The following is an 18,665-nucleotide window of genomic DNA, read 5'->3' on the forward strand; positions in this document are numbered from 1 at the left end:
TCCCCCGAGTGGATTGGGTGTCAGTTAGCGGAGGGCGGCGGCGAGGTCGCCCCACAGGTGCGCGGTGGTCTCCACACCCTTGAGCAGCAGGTCGATCTCGACCTTCTCGTCGGGCGCGTGCCAGCCGTCGGAGGGTACGGAGATGCCCAGGAAGAGCACGGGCGCCTCCAGGACGTCCTGGAGGTCGGCCGCCGGTCCCGAGCCGCCTTCACGGGTGAAGAGGATCTTCTGCCCGTCGAAGGCCCGGCTCATGGCCCGTGCGACGGACTGAAGGGCGGGGTGGTCCAGCGGGGTGAGGCAGGGGCGGGTCGATGCCCCGAAGGTGACGTCGTAGCGGATGCCGGCGGGGACCTGGGACGCGAGCCACTGGCTGACCGCCACCTCGATCTTGTCCGGATCCTGGCCCGCGACCAGCCGGAAGGTGAGCTTCAGCTGCGCCGACGCGGGGATGATCGTCTTGCCGCCGGGGCCCTGGTAGCCGCCGCCGATGCCGTTGACCTCGGCGGTCGGCCGGGCCCAGATGCGTTCCAGGGTGGAGTAGCCGGCCTCGCCGAGCGTGCCGTGGGACTTGGCCGTCCTCAGCCAGGCCGCCTCGTCGAAGGGCAGCTCGGCGAAGAGCTCCCGCTCGGCGTCGGTCAGGGGCGTGATGTCGTCGTAGAAGCCCGGCACGGTGACCCGCTCGTCGGCGTCGTGCAGCGCGGCCACGAGCCGCGCAGCGACCGTCGCCGGGTTGGGCACCGCTCCGCCGAACGACCCGGAGTGGATGTCCTGGTCGGGGCCGTACAGCTCGATCTCGCAGTCCGCGAGGCCGCGCATGCCGGTGCAGACGGTGGGGGTGGCCTCGGACCACATTCCGGTGTCCGAGACGATCACGACATCGGCGGCGAGGCGGGCGGCCTCGGCCTCCACGAGCTCGCGGAAGTGCGGGGAGCCCGACTCCTCCTCACCCTCGATCAGCAGCTTGAGGTTGACGGCGGGCGCGGTGCGTCCGGTGGCGGCGAGGTGGGCGCGGACGCCCAGGGTGTGGAAGAAGACCTGGCCCTTGTCGTCCGCCGCGCCGCGTGCGTACAGCCGGCCGTCGACGGTCACCGGCTCGAAGGGATCGGAGTGCCAGCCGTCCTCGCGGGTGGCGGGCTGGACGTCGTGGTGTCCGTAGACGAGGACGGTCGGGGCGTCCGGGTCGCCGGCGGGCCACTCGGCGAACACCGCGGGTGCACCGGCCGTCGGCCAGACCTCGGCGACCGGGAAGCCGGTCCCCAGGAGCTTGGCGGCGAGCCAGTCGGCACTGCGTCGTACATCGGCGGCACGGTCGGGCTGTGCCGACACGGAGGGGATGCGCAGCCACTCCGCGAGGTCGTCGAGGAAGGCGGCGCGGTGCTGCTGGATGTACGTACGGACGACGCTGTCCGGGGTGTCGCTCATGCTGGTGAGCCTAACGGGCCTCGGCCGCCGGTTCCTCCGCCGTCTCGCCCAGCAGGATGCGTTCCAGAGCCGCGCGGTCCGGGAGGTCCGGCGGCCGGACGACCTCGCCGCTGCGCACGAAGACGAACGCGGCGTCGACCGCCTCCAGCGGCAGGTCGTGCTGCTCGGCCCAGGCCAGCCGGTAGACGGCCAGCTGGAGGGGGTCGGCGGTGCCGCTGCGGCTGGTCTTCCAGTCGACGATCTCGTACGCGTGGTCGGTGCCGGTCCCGGTGGGCCGGTAGACGGCGTCGATACGGCCCCTGATCACGCGGCCGGCCAGGGTGATCTGGAACGGGGACTCCACGCGGTAGGGCGTGCGGTGGGCGTACGGGGTGCGCTCGAAGGCATCCTTGAGCGCTTCCAGGTCGCGCTCGTCCGCGATCTCCGGTGTCTCGGTGTCGTCGCCCGTGAGTTCGTCCGGGCCGAGCATGGGCAGCGGGAGCTCCTCGAAGCGGGACTCCACCCAGGCGTGGAACCGGGTGCCCCTGCGGGCCGCGGGCTGGGGCGGACGCGGCATGGGGCGGGCCAGCTCCTGAGCGAAGCCGTCGGGGTCGGCGGCCAGACGCATGAGCTGGGATGCGGTGAGCGACGGGGGCACGGGCACCGCCCGCACACCGGTGCGGCTGCGGCGGAGCTCCCCGGCGAGTGCGTCGAGGTCGCGGTCCCAGGACGCGACCGCGCGGGCGTCCTCGGGGGTGAGGACGTCATCGGAGGGGCGACGGGCGGCGTCCTCGTGCCGCTCGGGCGGCGGGCCGGCCTGGTGCGGCACGGCTCGTGAGAGCTCCGGTCCGCGGGCACCCGCCGCGGCTGCGGAGGCTTTGGACGGCGCCGGTGGTTCCTGTGCGGCGGGCGGGCGGGCCGTGGCGGAACCGCGGTGGTCCGGGTCGTACGCGTGGTCCGTGACGTAGGGGTCGTCGGGGGCGTACGAGTCTTCGGGAGCGTGCGGCTCGTCCTCCGGGTCGTCGAACGGCGCCTCCTCGTCGTCCCACAGCGCCCACTCGTCGTCGGAGGACTCGGGGGCCGGTTCGGGCTCGGGCTCCGGTCCGGCGTCGAGGTGGGCCAGCACCGTCTCGGCCGCGGCCCGGCGCCGGGCCAGGGACGTGGGGTCCAGCGGAAGGGGCCAGGCCCGCTCGGGCCCGGTCGTGTCGAGGCAGGGGTTCTCCGCGTCCTCGGGCGGTTCGTCGGCCCAGACCTCGATCTCGCCGAAGCCCTCGGTGCAGTGGTCGTGCAGTGCCCGCAGGAACGCCGACGGGCCGCGCCGGCGCTTCTGCGTCGGGCCCCACCAGTGGCCGGAGCCCAGCAGCATCGTGCGGGGGCGGGTGAAGGTGACGTATCCGAGGCGCAGTTCCTCGGTGTGCTGGTGGTCCTTCATGGCGTCCTTGAATGCCTTCAGCCCACCCGCGTCCCAGCTCGTGATGTCCGGGAGGGTGTCCGCGTCACCGCGCAGGGCGTGCGGCAGGACCTTGGACTGGGAGGTCCACGCCTCCCGCGCCTGGTCGTTCGGGAAGTGCTTGGCGGTCAGGCCGGGGACCGCGACGACGTCCCATTCCAGCCCCTTGGACTTGTGCGCGGTCAGGACCTTGACGGTGTTCTCGCCGCCCGGCAGGGCGTTGTCCAGGCCCTTCTCGTACTGCACGGCCGTACGCAGGAAGGCGAGAAAGGCCAGCAGGGAGGCCTCCCCGTCCAGAGCCGCGAAACGTGCCGCTGTGTCGAGGAAGTTGGAGAGGGTCTCGCGGCGCCGGGCGGCCAGGGCGTGCGGGGACGCGGACAGTTCGACCTCGAGGCCGGTCGTGCCGAGGACGCGGTGCAGGACGTCCATCAGGGGGTCGGCCAACGAGCGCCGCAGATCGCGCAGTTCGGTCGCGAGACGGGCGAAGCGGACCCGTGCCTCGGCGGAGAAGGCCAGCTCGTCGTCGCCGTCGGCCGATTCGAGGAACGTGTCCAGGGCGTCCGCGAGCGAGATGACCTCGGCCGGGTCCGTGCCCTCGACCGCCGCCGCCAGCCGCTCGTCCGGGTCCGTCCCGTCGGCGCGGGCACGGTGCACGAGCAGCCGGGCCCGGCGGCCCAGCAGAGCCAGGTCCCGGGGGCCGATCCGCCAGCGGGGGCCCGTGAGCAGCCGTACCAGCGAGGCGTTCGCCCCCGGGTCCTGGAGGACTTCGCACACCGCGACCAGGTCGGCCACCTCGGGCAGATGGAGCAGCCCGGACAGGCCGACGACCTCGACGGGGACGTCGCGTGCGACCAGCGCGGCCTGGATCTCGGGGAAGTCGCCCGCGGTCCGGCACAGGACGGCGATCTCACCGGGCTCCTTGCCCGTACGCACGAGGTGGGCGATCGAGTCGGCGAGCCACGCGATCTCCTCCTCGTGGGTCGCCAGCAGTGCACAGCGCACCATGCCGTCGCGCTCGGCACCGGGCGCGGCCCGCAGCGCCTCGACGCCCTCGTGCATGGCGCGCAGCGGCGTCGCCAGATTGTTGGCCAGGTGCAGCAGCCGGCCGCCGCTGCGGCGGTTCTCGCTGAGCGAGAACCGCGTGGCGGGACGGGAGTCGGCGTGCGCGAAGTGGGAGGGGAAGTCGTCGAGGTTGGCCACCGACGCTCCGCGCCATCCGTAGATGGCCTGGCAGGGGTCGCCGACCGCGGTCACGGCATGACCGGTGCCCTGGCCGAACAGTCCGGACAGCAGCAGCCGTTGGGCGACGGAGGTGTCCTGGTACTCGTCGAGCAGGACGACCCGGAACTCGTCCCGCAGGATCGCACCCACCTCGGGGCGGGTGAGGGCGAGCTCGGCCGAGAGGGCGATCTGGTCGCCGAAGTCGAGCAGCTCACGGGAGCGCTTGGCCTCCCGGTAGCGGACGGTGAGGTCGAGCAGTTCACGGCGCGCGGCCGCGGCCTCGGGCACCTTGCGCAGCTCGGCGTTGCTCAGCCGGACGCCGTCGAGGGTGCGCAGCAGCTCGGAGTCGTACGAACCGAGCTGTTCCGGAGGCACCAGATGCTCCGCGAGCTCCGCGTCGAGCGCCAGCAGATCGCTGACCAGCGAGGGGAACGACCGGGTCAGCGAGGGGTAGGGACCGGGCGCCTCGCGCAGTACGCGGGCGGCGAGTTGGTAGCGGGTGGCGTCGGCGAGCAGTCGGGCGGTCGGCTCCAGGCCTATCCGCAGCCCGTGGTCGGCCAGGAGCTGTCCGGCGAAGGCATGGTAGGTGGAGATGCGCGGCTCGCCCGGGGGGTGGTCCGGGTCGATGACGTCGGGGTCGGTCACCCCTGCCCGTACGAGAGCGGTACGGACCCGCTCGGCGAGCTCCCCCGCCGCCTTGTTCGTGAACGTGAGGCCGAGGACCTGCTCCGGCGCGACCTGGCCGGTGCCCACGAGCCACACCACCCGGGCGGCCATCACCGTCGTCTTCCCCGACCCGGCTCCGGCCACGATGACCTGCGGGGCGGGCGGTGCCGTGATGCAGGCCGTCTGCTCCGGGGTGAAGGGGATGCCGAGGAGCTCCTTGAGCTGCTCGGGATCGGTGATGCGGGCGTTCACTCCAGAGAGGCTAGTGGGGACCACTGACAGCAGTGGTCCCCACCGGCTCTCCGCGGGCTCGGGCGTCCGTGCCCGGAGCCGTCAGGCATCAGGCATCAGGCATCAGGCATCAGGCATCAGCCGTCAGGCATCGGCGTTCCTGACCTCGGGCCCCTGCCGGGCGCCGCGCAGGCGTCGAGTCTCAGCGGCCGGACCGGAGCCGACTCCGGTGCCCGCGTCCGCTCAGCCCAGCTTGTCCAGCTTGTCCAGGTCGACGACCTGGTCGGCCGGCGGGGCCGTGACCTTCACCGGCTTGTCGTAGTCGGAGAACGTCATCGTGCCGGGCTCGTCTCCACCGACCACCACGACCTTGAGAAGGTAGGGCTTGCCCTCCTTGGCCACGTACATCGTGAGCGTCTCGCCGCCGGTCTTCTTCTTCACGAGGGTCACGGCGGGCACGCCGTTCACGTCGGCGTCAGGGCCCTTGGTCATGCCCTGTCGGTCCGACTTCTCCTCGTCCATGTCGCTGATCATGGTCTTCACATCGCAGGCGCCCCCCATCTCGCCGGCGGACTCCGCGGGCATCTTCAGCCAGCGGCCCTTCATCAGCTCCACCGCGGCGTCGGCCTCGGCCTTCGGCATCTCGCTCCCGGTCAACTGCGCCCGGTAGAAGTCCTCGTCGCCCTTCATGTACAGGACCTCGTTCAGCTGGACGAGCTCGAGAGAGTTGCCGTCAGGGCCCATCGTGCCCTTGCAGGAGCCCTGGGAGTCGGCCGTGACGTCGATGTCCCCTTCCTCACCGTCGCTCTTGACCCGCCCGGCCATGCGCAGCGAGCCGGCGGCCTTCGTCGCGGCGATCGCCTTGTCGCTGATCTTGTCGGCGGTGAGCCCGACGAAGGGGTCCGCCGGAGCCTTCGGCGTGGCCGCGGCTTCCTTCTTCGCGCCCGAGTTGCCGTCGCTCTTGCCGTCGCCGTCCTTCGAACAGCCCGTCAGCCCGGCGATCACGGTCGCGCAGACCGCTACCGAAACCAGGAACGTACGTCGTGCCGCCATCTGCTTCTCCTCTGAACCCCGTTGATGTCTCGCCCCTTGGGCGACACCTGCCGACAGCCAATGGATGCACGCGGATCGTGTGGCATGGGCCACAACACCCCGTCATTCGACTGTCTGGCGGCCTTCCGGCTGCGCGCTGCACGAGGCGCGGAACGCGCAGTGGGTGCAGTGCTGCCCGGCGGACGGGGTGAAGCGCTCGTCGAGGACGCGGCCCGCGGCCGTGGCGAGCAGGTCGCCGACCCACTCCCCCGTCAGCGCTTCCTGCGCCTGGATTCTGGGCAGGGCCTCGCCGCCCTCCTTCTTGGGTGCCGCCTGCCGCAGCTGGACGAGTTCGGCACCGCCGGGCTCGGGTCGGCGGCCGTCGAAGGCGTCGTCGAGCGCCCCCTCCCGCACGGCGAGCTGGTACACGGCGAGTTGGGGGTGGTGGGCGACCTCGTCCTTGGTGGGCGTCTGCTTGCCGGTCTTGAAGTCGACGACGTACGCACGCCCTTCGGCGTCCTGCTCCACGCGGTCCATGGAACCGCGGATGCGTACCTCGTACTCACCGGCCTCCAGCGTCACGTCGAAGTCGTGTTCCGTCGCGGCGGGGACGCGGCCGCCGCGGTCCATCACATGCCAGCGCAGGAACCGTTCGAGGGCCACGCGCGCGTGCTGCTTCTCCTGCTGCGACTTCCAGGGTGCGTCGAAGACGAGCGCGTCCCAGACCGAATCGAGCCGCTCCATCAGGACGGCGAGGTCGGCGGGGGTACGCCCGGAGGCCACCTCGTCGGCGAGTACGTGGACGACGTTGCCGAATCCCTGGGCGGCGGTGGCGGGAGCGTCCGCCTTCACCTCACGGCCCAGGAACCACTGGAGGGCACAGGTGTTGGCGAGCTGGTCCAGGGCACTTCCGGAGAGCGTGACCGGCTCGTTGCGGTCGCGCAGGGGGAGGCGGCTGTGGGTGGGCTCGTACAGGCCCCACCAGCGGTAGGGGTGAGCGGCGGGGACGAGCGGCTGCCCCTCGTCGTCGGCGAGGGCGGCGAGGCGGGCGAGCCTGCGGGCCGCGGCGTCCCTCAGCGCGGGGGACGCGTCGGGGTCGACGGTCGTGGCACGCAGTTCGGCGACGAGCGCGGAGACGGCGAGGGGACGGCGGGGACGGCCGGTGACATCCTTCGGCTCGGCTCCGAGCTCGGTCAGGAACCGGGAGGGCTGATCTCCGTCGTCGGCGGGCGCCTTGACCGCCGTGACGACGAGCCGGTCGCGGGCCCGGGTGGCGGCCACGTAGAAGAGCCGGCGCTCCTCGGCGAGGAGGGCGCCCGGCGTCAGCGGCTCGGCGAGACCGTCCCGTCCGATGCGGTCCGCCTCCAGGAGCGAGCCACGGCGGCGGAGGTCCGGCCACAGTCCCTCCTGGACGCCGGCCACGACGACGAGGCTCCATTCGAGGCCCTTGGAACGGTGCGCGGTCATCAGACGGACGGCATCGGGCCGCACTTCCCGTTTCGAGAGCGTGTCGGCCGCTATGTCCTGGGCCTCGATCTCCTCGATGAAGTTGAGGGCGCCGCGGCCGCCGGTGCGTTCCTCGGCGCGTGCCGCGGTGTCGAAGAGCGCGCACACGGCGTCGAGGTCGCGATCGGCGTTGCGGCCGCCGGGACCGCCGCGCAGGGCGGCGCGTTCGAGACGCTGGGGCCAGGGGGTGCCGTCCCACAGCTCCCAGAGGGCCTCTTCGGCGGTGCCGCCGCCTTCGAGCAGCTCACGCGCGGTGCGCAGGAGACCGCCGAGACGCTGGGCACCGCGGGCGTACGAGGGGTCGTGGGCGACGAGGCGTTCCGGCTCGGCGAGTGCGCGGGCGAGGAGGAGGTCGGAGGGAGGTGGAAGCTTGTTCCCGGCGGCGCGCTCCTCGTCCCGCAGGGCTCGTCCGAGCCGTCGGAGGTCGGCGGCGTCCATGCCGCCGAGGGGAGAGGCGAGAAGGGTGAGGGCGGTCTCGGTGTCGAGCCAGGGGGCGGGGGCGGCGCTCGAGCTCTCGGGGACCGCGTCATCAGGGGCGTCGGCGGAGTCGGCGTCGTCCGGGGGCGTGATCGCGTCTGCTGCGTCCGGGCCGTCCTCCGGGTTCGCCGGCGTGGCCGCCGCATCCGGGGCGTCCTCCGGGGTCACCGACGTTGCCGCCGCATCCGGGGCGTCCTCCGGGGTCACCGCCCCCGTCGCCTCCGACTGCTCGGCCTCCGTCCCGGCGGAGGGCCGCGCCGCCGGATGCGCGGTGGCCGCCGTCGCCACCGCCCTCAGTGCCGTCAGCAGCGGCGACACCGCCGGCTCGTGGCGCAGCGGGACGTCCGCGCCGTCGACTTCCAGAGGCACGCCCGCCGACGTCAGGGCACGCCGGATCGAGGGGATCGTGCGGTCACCGGCACGGACCAGCACCGCCATGTCGGACCAGGGGACGCCGTCCTCCAGATGGGCACGGCGGAGGATGTCCGCGATGTTCTCCACTTCCGTGGACGCCGTCGGGAAGGTGTACGCCTCCACCGTCCCGCCCTCACGGACGGCGGACAGATCGCGGTGCGCCCGCACCTTGTCGGAGGGCAGCCTCGTCAGCGGCATCCGGCGGGTCAGCAGCCGGGTCGCCTCCAGCAGCGACTCACCGCTGCGGCGGGAGGTCGTGAGGACCGCGACCCCCGCGGGGCCGGCGTCCGCGTGCCGGAACGCGTCCGGGAAGTCGAGGATGCCGTTCACGTCCGCGCCGCGGAACGCGTAGATCGACTGGTCCGGGTCGCCGAACGCGACCAGCGTCCGGCCGCCGCCCGCCAGCGCCTGCAACAGCCGCACCTGGGACGGGTCGGTGTCCTGGTACTCGTCGACGAACACGGCGTCGTACGGGAAGTCGTACGGAGAGGCGGTCCGTTCCGCGAGCAGCACCGCCCTGTGCACCAGTTCCGCGTAGTCGAGGACGCCCTGCATATCGAGGACGTCGAGGTACTCGGCGAGGAAGGACGCCGCCGCCCGCCAGTCGGGCCGTCCGGTGCGCGCGGCGAAGCGGGCCAGGGAGTCCGGTCCGAGGCCCAGTTCGCGGCTGCGGGCCAGCACCGCGCGGACCTCGTCGGCGAAGCCGCGCGTCGTCAGGCACGCCCGCAGATCGTCCGGCCACTGATGCCGCGCCAGGCCCTCCCCCTCCAGGTCGATCTGGCCCGCCAGCAGCTCGCGCACGGCGACGTCCTGTTCGGGACCCGACAGCAGGCGCAGCGGCTCGGAGAACAGGTCGGCGTCCTGGTGCGCGCGGACCAGGGCGTAGCAGAAGGAGTGGAACGTCGTGGCCTGCGGACCCTGTGCGCCGCCGAGCCGCACCGCCATCCTGTCCCGCAGTTCGACCGCGGCCCTGCGGCTGAAGGTGAGCACCAGGATGCGTTCCGGGTCGGCTCCCTTGGCCACCCGCGCGGCGACCGCCTCGACCAGGGTCGTGGTCTTTCCGGTCCCCGGACCAGCGAGAACGAGCAGCGGACCGTGATCGTGGTCAACCACGGCCCGCTGGGTTGCGTCCAGGAGAGGGGGATCCGCGGCGCCCGGCGGGGTACGCACCAGTCGGTAGGCGCCCGGGGTCCTCCCCCTGAGCCCCTGCGGGCGTGGGGGGACCCCCTGCCGTACCTGTTGCGGGTACGGCGTACGCCCGGTGGTGGAGGAGGAGCTCACGTGGATCGCCGGTCCTGGTGGGTGTGCTGGTGCTGATGGAGCGGTTCGTGCCGCGCCCTGGAGACGCTACGCCAGCGCGCGGCGGCGACGCAGCGAGTCCGGCGTGTACCGGAAGAACGCCGGATTCGGCGCATACTCCCCGTGCGCGACGTACTCCGGACAGTCCTTGGACCGCACGTCCGGACGCCGGATGGCGGAAGCTGTCATATGTGAGCGCCGTCGCCATCGCCGCCGTCCCACCGCGCGCGCCTCATGTCGAGGCGCGGCACATGCCCCTCGGCGCTGCGTGGGGCTTCCCGGAGCGGTGTGCCCTCGGTCCGGTACTGCGCGAGAGCGCGCAGCTCGTGGCCGGGCAGCAGCATGCCGTCGGCACGGACCACACGCCACCAGGGCACGGATCCGCCGTACAGCGCCATGACCCTGCCGACCTGGCGGGGGCCACCCTCGCCGAGCCACTCGGCGACATCGCCGTACGTCATGACCCGGCCCGGCGGGATCAGCTCGGCGACCTCCAGGACCCGCTCCGCGTACTCCGGCAGCTCTTCCATCCGGTCCATCCTGCCGCACCCCACCGACAACGCAGGGCGCGGAGGCCGAGGGGCGCATGGGGTGCCGAGCGTGTTTCAGGCGGCAAAGGGACGTATCTCACGCACCTCCCGACCCCGCAATACACCCTGATGCCCCCCTCTGTCGGCGGGGCGTGCCACCATCGTGCGGGCGGTGACTGGTGATACGAGATCAAGAAGAGACCGAGACGACCGAGGAGCAGGGCGTGCAGCCTGGCAAGGCAGCAAGCACCCCTGATGCCGGGTCGCGCCCGGACGCACCCGTTCCGCCCGCCTCGCAGGACTCCGGCCGGACCGCCGGCGACAAGGCCACCACCGGGTCCGCGGGCGGGTCGTCCGCCGCAGGCGCGAAGGAAACCTCGAAGACCACGGACGGCGCGAAGACCGCGGACGGCGCGAAGACCGCCGAGGGCGCGAAGACCGCCGAGGGCGCGAAGACCGCGCCGACGAAGGCGGACGCCGCCGGCGATGTCACCGACGTCGCCAGCATCGACCGGGTCTCCGGCGACGAACCGCTGCTCGCCGCCCGTGTGCACCGCCCCTCCGACCTGATGCGCCTACTCATCGGCATCCTCCTGATCGCCGTGGTGCTCGCCGTCGCCGCCTTCGCCCACGGCACCACGTCCGGTCTCGAACAGGACATCAACAAGGGCACCGGCCAGGCACCCGACCTGCTGGTCAAGATCGCCGGACTCGTCTCCAGCATCGCCGTCCTGCTGGTGCCGGTCGCCTTCGCGATCGAGCGCCTGATCAAACGGGACGGACTGCGGATCGCCGACGGTGTCCTCGCGGCCGTCCTCGCGCACGGCGTCACGCTCGCCACGGACCTCTGGGTCGCCCGGGGCGCGCCGGGCACGCTCCAGGACGCCCTCACCCAGACACAGACGGACGGCGGGCTCACCGACCCGGTGCACGGGTATCTCGCCCCCGTCATCGCGTACATGACCGCGGTCGGCATGTCGCGCAGACCCAGATGGCGTGTCGTGCTGTGGGTGGTGCTGCTGCTCGACGCCTTCGCGATGCTGGTCGCCGGGTACACCACCCCGTTCTCGATCATCCTGACCGTCCTGCTCGGCTGGACCGTCGCGTACGGAACGCTCTACGCGGTCGGCTCACCGAACGTCCGCCCGACCGGCCAGACGTTGATGGCCGGTCTACGCCATGTCGGTTTCCGCCCGGTCAACGCGATGCGGGCCGAGGACGTCCCCGACTCCTCCCCCCTGCGTCCCATCGGCGGCAGCCCCGCCGAGCAGGGCGACCGCGGCCGCCGGTATCTGGTGACCCTGGAGGAGGGCGCGCCGCTCGACGTCACCGTCGTCGACCGCGAGCAGCAGGCACAGGGCTTCTTCTACCGGGTGTGGCGGCGGCTGACACTGCGTTCCATCACCACCCGCCGCTCGAACCCGTCGCTGCGCCAGGCACTGGAGCAGGAGGCGCTGCTCGCCTACGCCGCCATCGCCGCCGGAGCCAACGCCCCCAAGCTGATCGCCACGTCCGAGCTCGGTCCCGATGCCGTGATGCTCGTGTACGAGCACCTGGGCGGCCGCTCACTGGACGCCATGGACGACGACGAGATCACCGACGACGTGGCGCGCGGCGCCTGGCGGCAGGTGAAGGCGCTCATGTCGCGCCGTATCGCGCACCGCAGGCTCACCGGCGACGCCATTCTGGTGGATCGTTCCGGCAAGGTGATCATCACCGATCTGCGCGGCGGCGAGATCGCGGCGGGCGACATGGTGCTGCGCATGGACATCGCGCAGTTGCTGACCACCATCGGACTGCGGGTGGGTGCCGAGCGCGCGGTGGCCACCGCCGTCGAGATCCTCGGTCCCGACACGGTCGCCGACTGTCTGCCGCTGCTCCAGCCGATCGCCCTGAGCCGCTCGACCCGGGCGACGCTGCGCAGACTCGCGCGGGAGCGCTCGCAGCGGGAGCGGGACGCCGTGCTGGAGGCCTCCGCGGCCGCCAAACGAGCCCGTACCGAAGCGGCCGAGGGGCCGGCGGCCGACGACCGCAAGGCGGTGCGCAAGACCGAGCGGGCCGAGAAGCAGGCCGACAAGCGGGCCATGGACGAAGCCATGGACGAGGTGCGCGAGGAGGACCTGCTCTCCCAGATCCGCCGCCAGGTGCTGCTGATCAGGCCGCAGGCGCCGGTCGAACCGGTACGCCTCGAACGCATCCGGCCGCGCACCCTCGTCAGCATGATCGCCGGCGCGGTGGCCGCGTACTTCCTGCTCTCGCAGCTCGCCGGCATCGACTTCGGCACCGTGTTCGGCCGGGCGCACTGGGGCTGGGTGGCGGCCGCGGTCGCCTTCTCCGCCCTCAGCTACATCGCTGCGGCGATGAGCCTGCTGGGCTTCGTGCCCGAGCGGGTGCCCTTCCTGCGGACCGTGGTCGCCCAGGTCGCCGGTTCGTTCGTCAAGATCGTCGCTCCGGCGGCGGTCGGCGGCGTCGCGCTGAACACCCGCTTCCTCCAGCGCTCGGGGGTACGTCCGGGGCTCGCGGTGGCGAGTGTCGGCGCGTCCCAGCTGTTCGGGCTCGGTGCGCACATCCTGCTGCTGCTGTCCTTCGGCTACCTCACCGGCACGGAAAAGACGGCCTCGCTCAGCCCGTCCAGGACGGTGATCGCGGGCCTGCTGACGGTCGCCGTGCTGGTGCTGGTGGTGACCGCGATCCCGTTCCTGCGGAAGTTCGTCTCGACGCGGCTGCGGTCGCTGTTCGCGGGCGTGGTGCCGCGCATGCTCGACGTACTCCAGCGGCCGATGAAGCTGATCACCGGCATCGGCGGGATGCTGCTGCTGACCGGTGTGTTCGTGATGTGCCTGGACGCGTCGATCCGGGCCTTCGGCAACGGCGCGCAGCCGCTGAGCTACGCGAGCATCGCCGTCGTGTTCCTCGCGGGCAACGCGCTCGGGTCGGCGGCGCCGACGCCCGGCGGTGTCGGCGCGGTCGAGGGCGCGCTCACCTTCGGTCTGATCGTGGCGGGCGTCCCGAAGGAGGTCGCGGCACCGGCGGTGCTGCTGTACCGGATGCTGACGCTGTGGTTGCCGGTGCTGCCGGGGTGGTTCGCGTTCAACCACCTGACCCGCAAGGGAGCGTTGTAGGCCGGGGGCGTCCGGCGGCCGGTGCTGTCCTGGGCGGACGGCCGGGTGGGTTGGTTGCGCTCGTTCGCATGTGTCAGCGCCGACGGGCGAGGGCCGTATGCGCCTGCCGGTGGCGGGCGGGGCACGGCCTGCGGCCGTGTCCTCAAGCGCCGGACGGGCTGAGATTGGCCCCGCTTCGCGCGCGTCAGCCCCTGACGGGCAAGGTCCGTATGCGCCTGCCGGTGGCGGGCGGGGCACGGCCTGCGGCCGTGTCCTCAAGCGCCGGACGGGCTGAGATTGGCCCCGCTTCGCGCGCGTCAGCCCCTGACGGGCAAGGTCCGTATGCGCCTGCCGGTCGCGGACGGGGCACGGCCTGCGGCCGTGTCCTCAAGCGCCGGACGGGCTGGGATTGGCCCTGTTCGCAGGCGTCAGCCCCTGACGAGCAGGGGTGGGACGCGCCCAGCCGGTCGCGGGCCGTGTCCTCAAACGCCGGACAGGCTGGAATTGGCCTCGTTCGCGAGCATCAGCCCCCGACGGGCAAGGTCCGTATGCGCCTGCCGGTCGCATACGGTGCAAACGCCGGACGGGCTGGAATTGGCCTCGTTCGCGAGCATCAGCCCCTCACGGCGCCGAGCCTGAGAGTGGCCCCGCTTCGCGCGCGTCAGTCCCGACGGGTGAGGGCCGCAAGGCTGCGCACCCGTGAAAAGTGACCCCCCGATCGTCGCCATCACGTCCTCCCCGGAAAAATCACCCGCTTGGGCCTGCGCACGGGCGGCGTGGGGGGTTGCGGAGCACCATGGCCGCATGCCGACCTCTTCTTCCGGCCTGCGCGCCGCCGCCCTCGCAGCGTCCCTCGCCGTGCTGTTCGTCGCCGGCTGTTCCGACGGCGGTGACAAGGAGAAGGACACCGGCTCCTCCGGGGCGAAGGACCTCGCCTCCCAGACGCTGGACTGGCAGAAGTGCCCTGCCCCCTCCGAGGCCGAGGGCGGTGGACCCGCGCCGTCGCCGCTGCCCGGGGGCACGAACTGGGAGTGCTCCTTCATGGACGCGCCCCTCGACTACGCCGAGCCGGACGGCGAGACCATCGAGATCGCCCTGATCCGTGCCACCGCGCTCGACCAGAACAACCGCATCGGCTCCCTGATCTTCAACTTCGGTGGCCCCGGAGGTTCCGGTGTCGCCACCCTGCCGCCCGCGTCCACGGACTACGCAAGTCTGCGCACCCGCTACGACCTGGTGAGTTTCGACCCGCGCGGCGTCGGCCGCAGCGTGCCCGTGGAGTGCGAGGACGACAAGCAGCTCGACGCGTACTTCGCCTCGGACTCGACGCCCGACGACCCGGCCGAGGTGACAGCGTTCACGGACAACCTGAAATCCTTCGCGGGCGCCTGCGAGAAGAACTCCGGCGACGAACTCCCCCACGTCGGCACCGTCAACGCCGCGCGCGACATGGACCTGATGCGCCAGGTGCTCGGCGACGCCAAGCTGCACTACTTCGGGATCTCGTACGGCACCGAACTCGGCGGCGTGTACGCGCACCTGTTCCCCAAGAACGTCGGGCGGGCGGTCTTCGACGCCGTGGTCGACCCGACCAAGGACTCGCAGCAGAGCTCGCTCGGCCAGGCCAAGGGTTTCCAGCTCGCGCTCGACAACTTCGCCAAGAACTGTGTGGACCGCGGCGACGAGTGCCTGCTGCCCGGCTCGACCGTGAAAGAGGTCGAGGACGGGATCATTCAATTGCAGCAGCGGCTCGACAAGAAGCCGATTCCGGGCAGCGGGGACCGGATGCTGACGCAGTCGCAGGCCACGAACGGCATCGCGCAGGCGCTGTACTCCAAGGAGTACTGGGAGCTGCTGGAACAAGGGCTCGACGAGGCCGACGGTGGTGACGGCGCGCTGCTGCTCGCACTGTCGGACGCCATGAACGGCCGCAGCGACGACGGCCACTACAGCAACATCCAGGCGGCCAACGCGGCCATCAACTGCGTGGACTCCAAGGAGCGTTACTCGTTGGACCGGACGAAGGCCGCACTGCCGGAGTTCCGCACGGCGTCCGCCGTGTTCGGTGACTATCTGGGCTGGGGAATGATGGCCTGCACCGAGTGGCCGGTGCCCGGCCAGTGGACCCACCCGGACGTCTCCGCACCCGGTTCCGCACCCATCGTCGTCATCGGCAACACCGGCGACCCGGCCACCCCGTACGAAGGTGCGCGGGCGATGGTGAACGCGCTGGGCAAGGGCGTGGGCATCGAGCTGACGTACCGGGGCGAGGGGCACGGCGCGTACAACAGCAACAGCGCATGTGTGAAGAAGGCCGTGGACGCCTATCTCCTCCAGGGGAAGGCGCCCGCCTCAGGGACGGTGTGCAGCTAGGACCCCACCAGGAGCGCCCCGGACCGGCGGCCTCCGGGGTTGTCCACAGGCCCGCGTGGGCCGGCGGGCCGCCGCCTAGGATGGCGAAATCCGTCGTCGGAGCCTGGGGGGCACGCATGATCGAACGGGTACGGGTGGGGGCCCTGGTCGCCGCGGTGCTGCTGCTGGCCGTGACAGCTGCGGGCTGCGGCAGCGGTTCGGGCGAGGGCGACGGGAAGACGGACGGGAAGAACGGTGCGCGGCCGTCCGCGGACGCACCGGCCGCCTCGGACCCCGGGAGAGCCGGCCTGCCCGCCTCGCTCACCGGCCAGAGGCCGGACTGGAAGAGGTGCAAGGCCCCGAGACAGGCGGACGGCAGCGCGGCGCAGGCTCCGGGCGGCGAGTGGAAGTGCGCCACTCTCAAAGCACCGCTCGACTACCGGAAGCCGGCAGGCGCCACCATCGGCATCGCCGTGATCCGCTCCGAGGCGAAGCACTCCTCGCGACGGATCGGCTCGCTGCTGTTCAACTTCGGCGGCCCCGGCGGCTCGGGCGTGGCCGCGCTGCCGAAGGCGGCGGCAGGTTTCGGGACTCTGCACGAGCGCTACGACCTGGTCGGCTTCGATCCGCGCGGGGTCGCGGAGAGCTCCGCCGTGATCTGCCGGGACAGCAAGCAGGCTGAGGCCGCGTTCCGGATGGACTCCACCCCGGACACCGCCGCCGAGGAGAAGGCGTTCATCGCGGACTCGACCGCCTTCGGCGCGGGCTGCGCCAAGAGGTCGGGCACGGTGCTGCCGCATGTCGGCACGGCCAACGCCGCGCGCGACATGGATCTGATCCGCCAGGTGCTCGGCGACGACAAGCTGCACTACCTCGGCTTCTCGTACGGCACCGAACTCGGAGGCGTCTACGCCCACTTGTTCCCCTCCCGGGTCGGACGGCTCGTCCTCGACGCCGTCGTGGACCCCGCCGCCGACTATGTGGGGCATGCCCGCAACCAGACGCTCGGCTTCCAGCGCGCCCTGGACAACTACTTCACCAGCCGCGGCACAGGCACGAAGGAGGGCACCGCGCGGGTGGTGCGACTGCTGGCCGAGCTGGACCGCGAGCCGCTGCCCACCGACAAGGGCCGCACCCTCACCGAAGGTCTCGCGCTCACCGGCATCATCCTGCCGCTGTACTCCGAGGAGCAGTGGCCGTCGCTGACGCAGGCGTTGAACGACGCGGAGAGCGGTGACGGCACCCGGCTGCTGGCTCTGGCCGAGTCGTACAACGGCCGGGACGCGGACGGGTCGTACACCGCGCAGGACCATGCGCAGCGCGCCATATCGTGCGCCGACACCACGGGCCGGGCGACCGCCGCCGAGGTCAGGTCCCGTCATCTCGCCGAATTCACTGCCGTGTCACCGGTGTTCGGGCCGTATCTGGCGTGGGATCTGGCGGGCTGGTGCGCGGACTGGCCGGTGGCGGGCGAGTCCGAGACGCCGGAGGTCGCGGCGAAGGGGGCGGCCCCGATCCTGGTCGTCGGCACCACGGGCGACCCGGCGACCCCGTACGAGGGGGCGCAGCGCATGGCGGACGAGCTCGGTGCGGGCGTCGGCGTGCTGGTCACCAACAAGGGCGAGGGGCACGGCGCGTACGGCAACGGGGCGTGCGTGACGGACACGATCGACGCCTATCTCCTGGAGGGCACGGTGCCGGCGAACGGCAAGACCTGCTCCTGAGCCCGGGCCCCGGGCCGCCCTCCGTGGCACACGACAAAGCCCCGGACCGTTGCCGGTCCGGGGCCCTGCGAAGCACTGTCAGTAGACGGGCTTGTCCGGCTCGATCTGGTTGACCCAGCCGATCACGCCGCCGCCCACGTGCACCGCGTCCGCGAAGCCCGCGGACTTGAGAACGGCGAGAACTTCCGCACTGCGGACACCTGTCTTGCAATGCAGGACGATCTTCTTGTCCTGCGGCAGGCTCTCCAGCGCGGTACCCATCAGGAACTCGTTCTTCGGGATCAGCTTCGCGCCCGGGATCGAGACGATCTCGTACTCGTTGACCTCACGAACGTCGATGATCTCGATGCTCTCACCGTCGTCGATCCACTCCTTGAGCTGCTTGGGAGTGATCGTCGAACCGGCAGCCGCTTCCTGCGCCTCCTCGGACACGACACCGCAGAAGGCCTCGTAGTCGATGAGCTCGGTGACGGTGGGGTTCTCGCCGCAGACCGCGCAGTCCGGGTCCTTGCGGACCTTGACCTGGCGGTACTGCATCTCCAGCGCGTCGTAGATCATCAGCCGGCCGACGAGCGGCTCACCGATGCCGGCGAGAAGCTTGATTGCCTCGTTGACCTGGATGGACCCGATGGACGCGCACAGGACGCCCAGCACGCCGCCCTCGGCGCAGCTCGGGACCATGCCCGGCGGCGGGGGCTCGGGGTAGAGGCAGCGGTAGCAGGGTCCGTGCTCGGACCAGAAGACGGAGGCCTGGCCGTCGAAACGGTAGATGGAGCCCCAGACGTACGGCTTGTTCAGCAGGACGCACGCGTCGTTGACCAGGTACCGGGTCGCGAAGTTGTCGGTGCCGTCGACGATCAGGTCGTACTGGCTGAAGATGTCCATCACGTTCTCGGCCTCGAGCCGCTCTTCGTGGAGGATCACGTTCACGTACGGGTTGATGCCGAGGACGGTGTCCTTCGCGGACACGGCCTTGGAGCGGCCGATGTCCGCCTGGCTGTGGATGATCTGACGCTGCAGGTTCGACTCGTCGACCTCGTCGAACTCCACGATGCCGAGCGTGCCGACACCGGCCGCGGCCAGGTACATCAGGGCCGGCGAGCCCAGGCCGCCGGCGCCGACACACAGCACCTTGGCGTTCTTCAGCCGCTTCTGCCCGTCCATCCCGACATCCGGGATGATCAGGTGGCGGGAGTACCTGCGGACCTCGTCGACGGTGAGCTCAGCAGCTGGCTCGACCAGGGGTGGCAGCGACACGGGG

Annotated in this window: 9 protein-coding genes; 3 read left to right on the forward strand and 6 right to left on the reverse strand. The window is 71.8% G+C overall.

Features of this window, described 5'->3' with window-relative positions; translation table 11 throughout:
* Nucleotides 1-24 precede the first annotated feature (24 nt).
* The 5 genes from RPQ07_RS12790 to RPQ07_RS12810 form a co-directional block, all read right to left on the reverse strand.
* The gene (locus RPQ07_RS12790; RefSeq protein ID WP_313944245.1) at nt 25-1,422 is read right to left on the reverse strand and encodes a dipeptidase; all 1,398 of its coding nucleotides are present in this window, start codon (nt 1,420-1,422) and stop codon (nt 25-27) included.
* A 10-nt stretch (nt 1,423-1,432) separates the two neighbouring features.
* The gene (locus RPQ07_RS12795) at nt 1,433-4,990 is read right to left on the reverse strand and encodes an ATP-dependent DNA helicase (protein ID WP_313944246.1); all 3,558 of its coding nucleotides are present in this window, start codon (nt 4,988-4,990) and stop codon (nt 1,433-1,435) included.
* Nucleotides 4,991-5,212: 222 nt separating this feature from the next.
* A complete protein-coding gene (locus RPQ07_RS12800; protein WP_313944247.1) occupies nt 5,213-6,022 on the reverse strand; it encodes a hypothetical protein in 810 nt (269 codons plus the stop codon).
* 102 nt (nt 6,023-6,124) lie between these two features.
* On the reverse strand, nt 6,125-9,679 hold the full coding sequence (locus RPQ07_RS12805) for an ATP-dependent DNA helicase (RefSeq protein ID WP_313944248.1): 3,555 nt from the start codon (nt 9,677-9,679) through the stop codon (nt 6,125-6,127).
* Between the two features lie 203 nt (nt 9,680-9,882).
* Nucleotides 9,883-10,236: an MGMT family protein gene (locus RPQ07_RS12810; protein WP_384430160.1), complete on the reverse strand. Its 354-nt coding sequence runs from the start codon at nt 10,234-10,236 to the stop codon at nt 9,883-9,885.
* A gap of 215 nt (nt 10,237-10,451) precedes the next feature.
* Here RPQ07_RS12810 and RPQ07_RS12815 point away from each other — a divergent pair, with 215 nt between their 5' ends.
* The 3 genes from RPQ07_RS12815 to RPQ07_RS12825 all read left to right on the forward strand — a co-directional run bounded on the left by RPQ07_RS12815 (nt 10,452) and on the right by RPQ07_RS12825 (nt 17,404).
* On the forward strand, nt 10,452-13,349 hold the full coding sequence (locus RPQ07_RS12815) for a lysylphosphatidylglycerol synthase domain-containing protein (RefSeq protein ID WP_313944250.1): 2,898 nt from the start codon (nt 10,452-10,454) through the stop codon (nt 13,347-13,349).
* 783 nt (nt 13,350-14,132) lie between these two features.
* Entirely contained in the window at nt 14,133-15,701 is a 1,569-nt protein-coding gene (locus RPQ07_RS12820) for an alpha/beta hydrolase (RefSeq protein ID WP_313944251.1), read from the forward strand.
* Nucleotides 15,702-15,817: 116 nt separating this feature from the next.
* The gene (locus RPQ07_RS12825; protein ID WP_313944252.1) at nt 15,818-17,404 is read left to right on the forward strand and encodes an alpha/beta hydrolase; all 1,587 of its coding nucleotides are present in this window, start codon (nt 15,818-15,820) and stop codon (nt 17,402-17,404) included.
* Nucleotides 17,405-17,482: 78 nt separating this feature from the next.
* Here RPQ07_RS12825 and moeZ read toward each other — a convergent pair whose 3' ends face one another.
* The gene (gene moeZ, locus RPQ07_RS12830; protein ID WP_313944253.1) at nt 17,483-18,661 is read right to left on the reverse strand and encodes an adenylyltransferase/sulfurtransferase MoeZ; all 1,179 of its coding nucleotides are present in this window, start codon (nt 18,659-18,661) and stop codon (nt 17,483-17,485) included.
* Between the last annotated feature and the right edge of the window lie 4 nt (nt 18,662-18,665).

The sequence above is a fragment of the Streptomyces sp. AM8-1-1 genome (assembly GCF_032229325.1).
In the GTDB taxonomy this organism is placed as follows: domain Bacteria; phylum Actinomycetota; class Actinomycetes; order Streptomycetales; family Streptomycetaceae; genus Streptomyces; species Streptomyces achmelvichensis.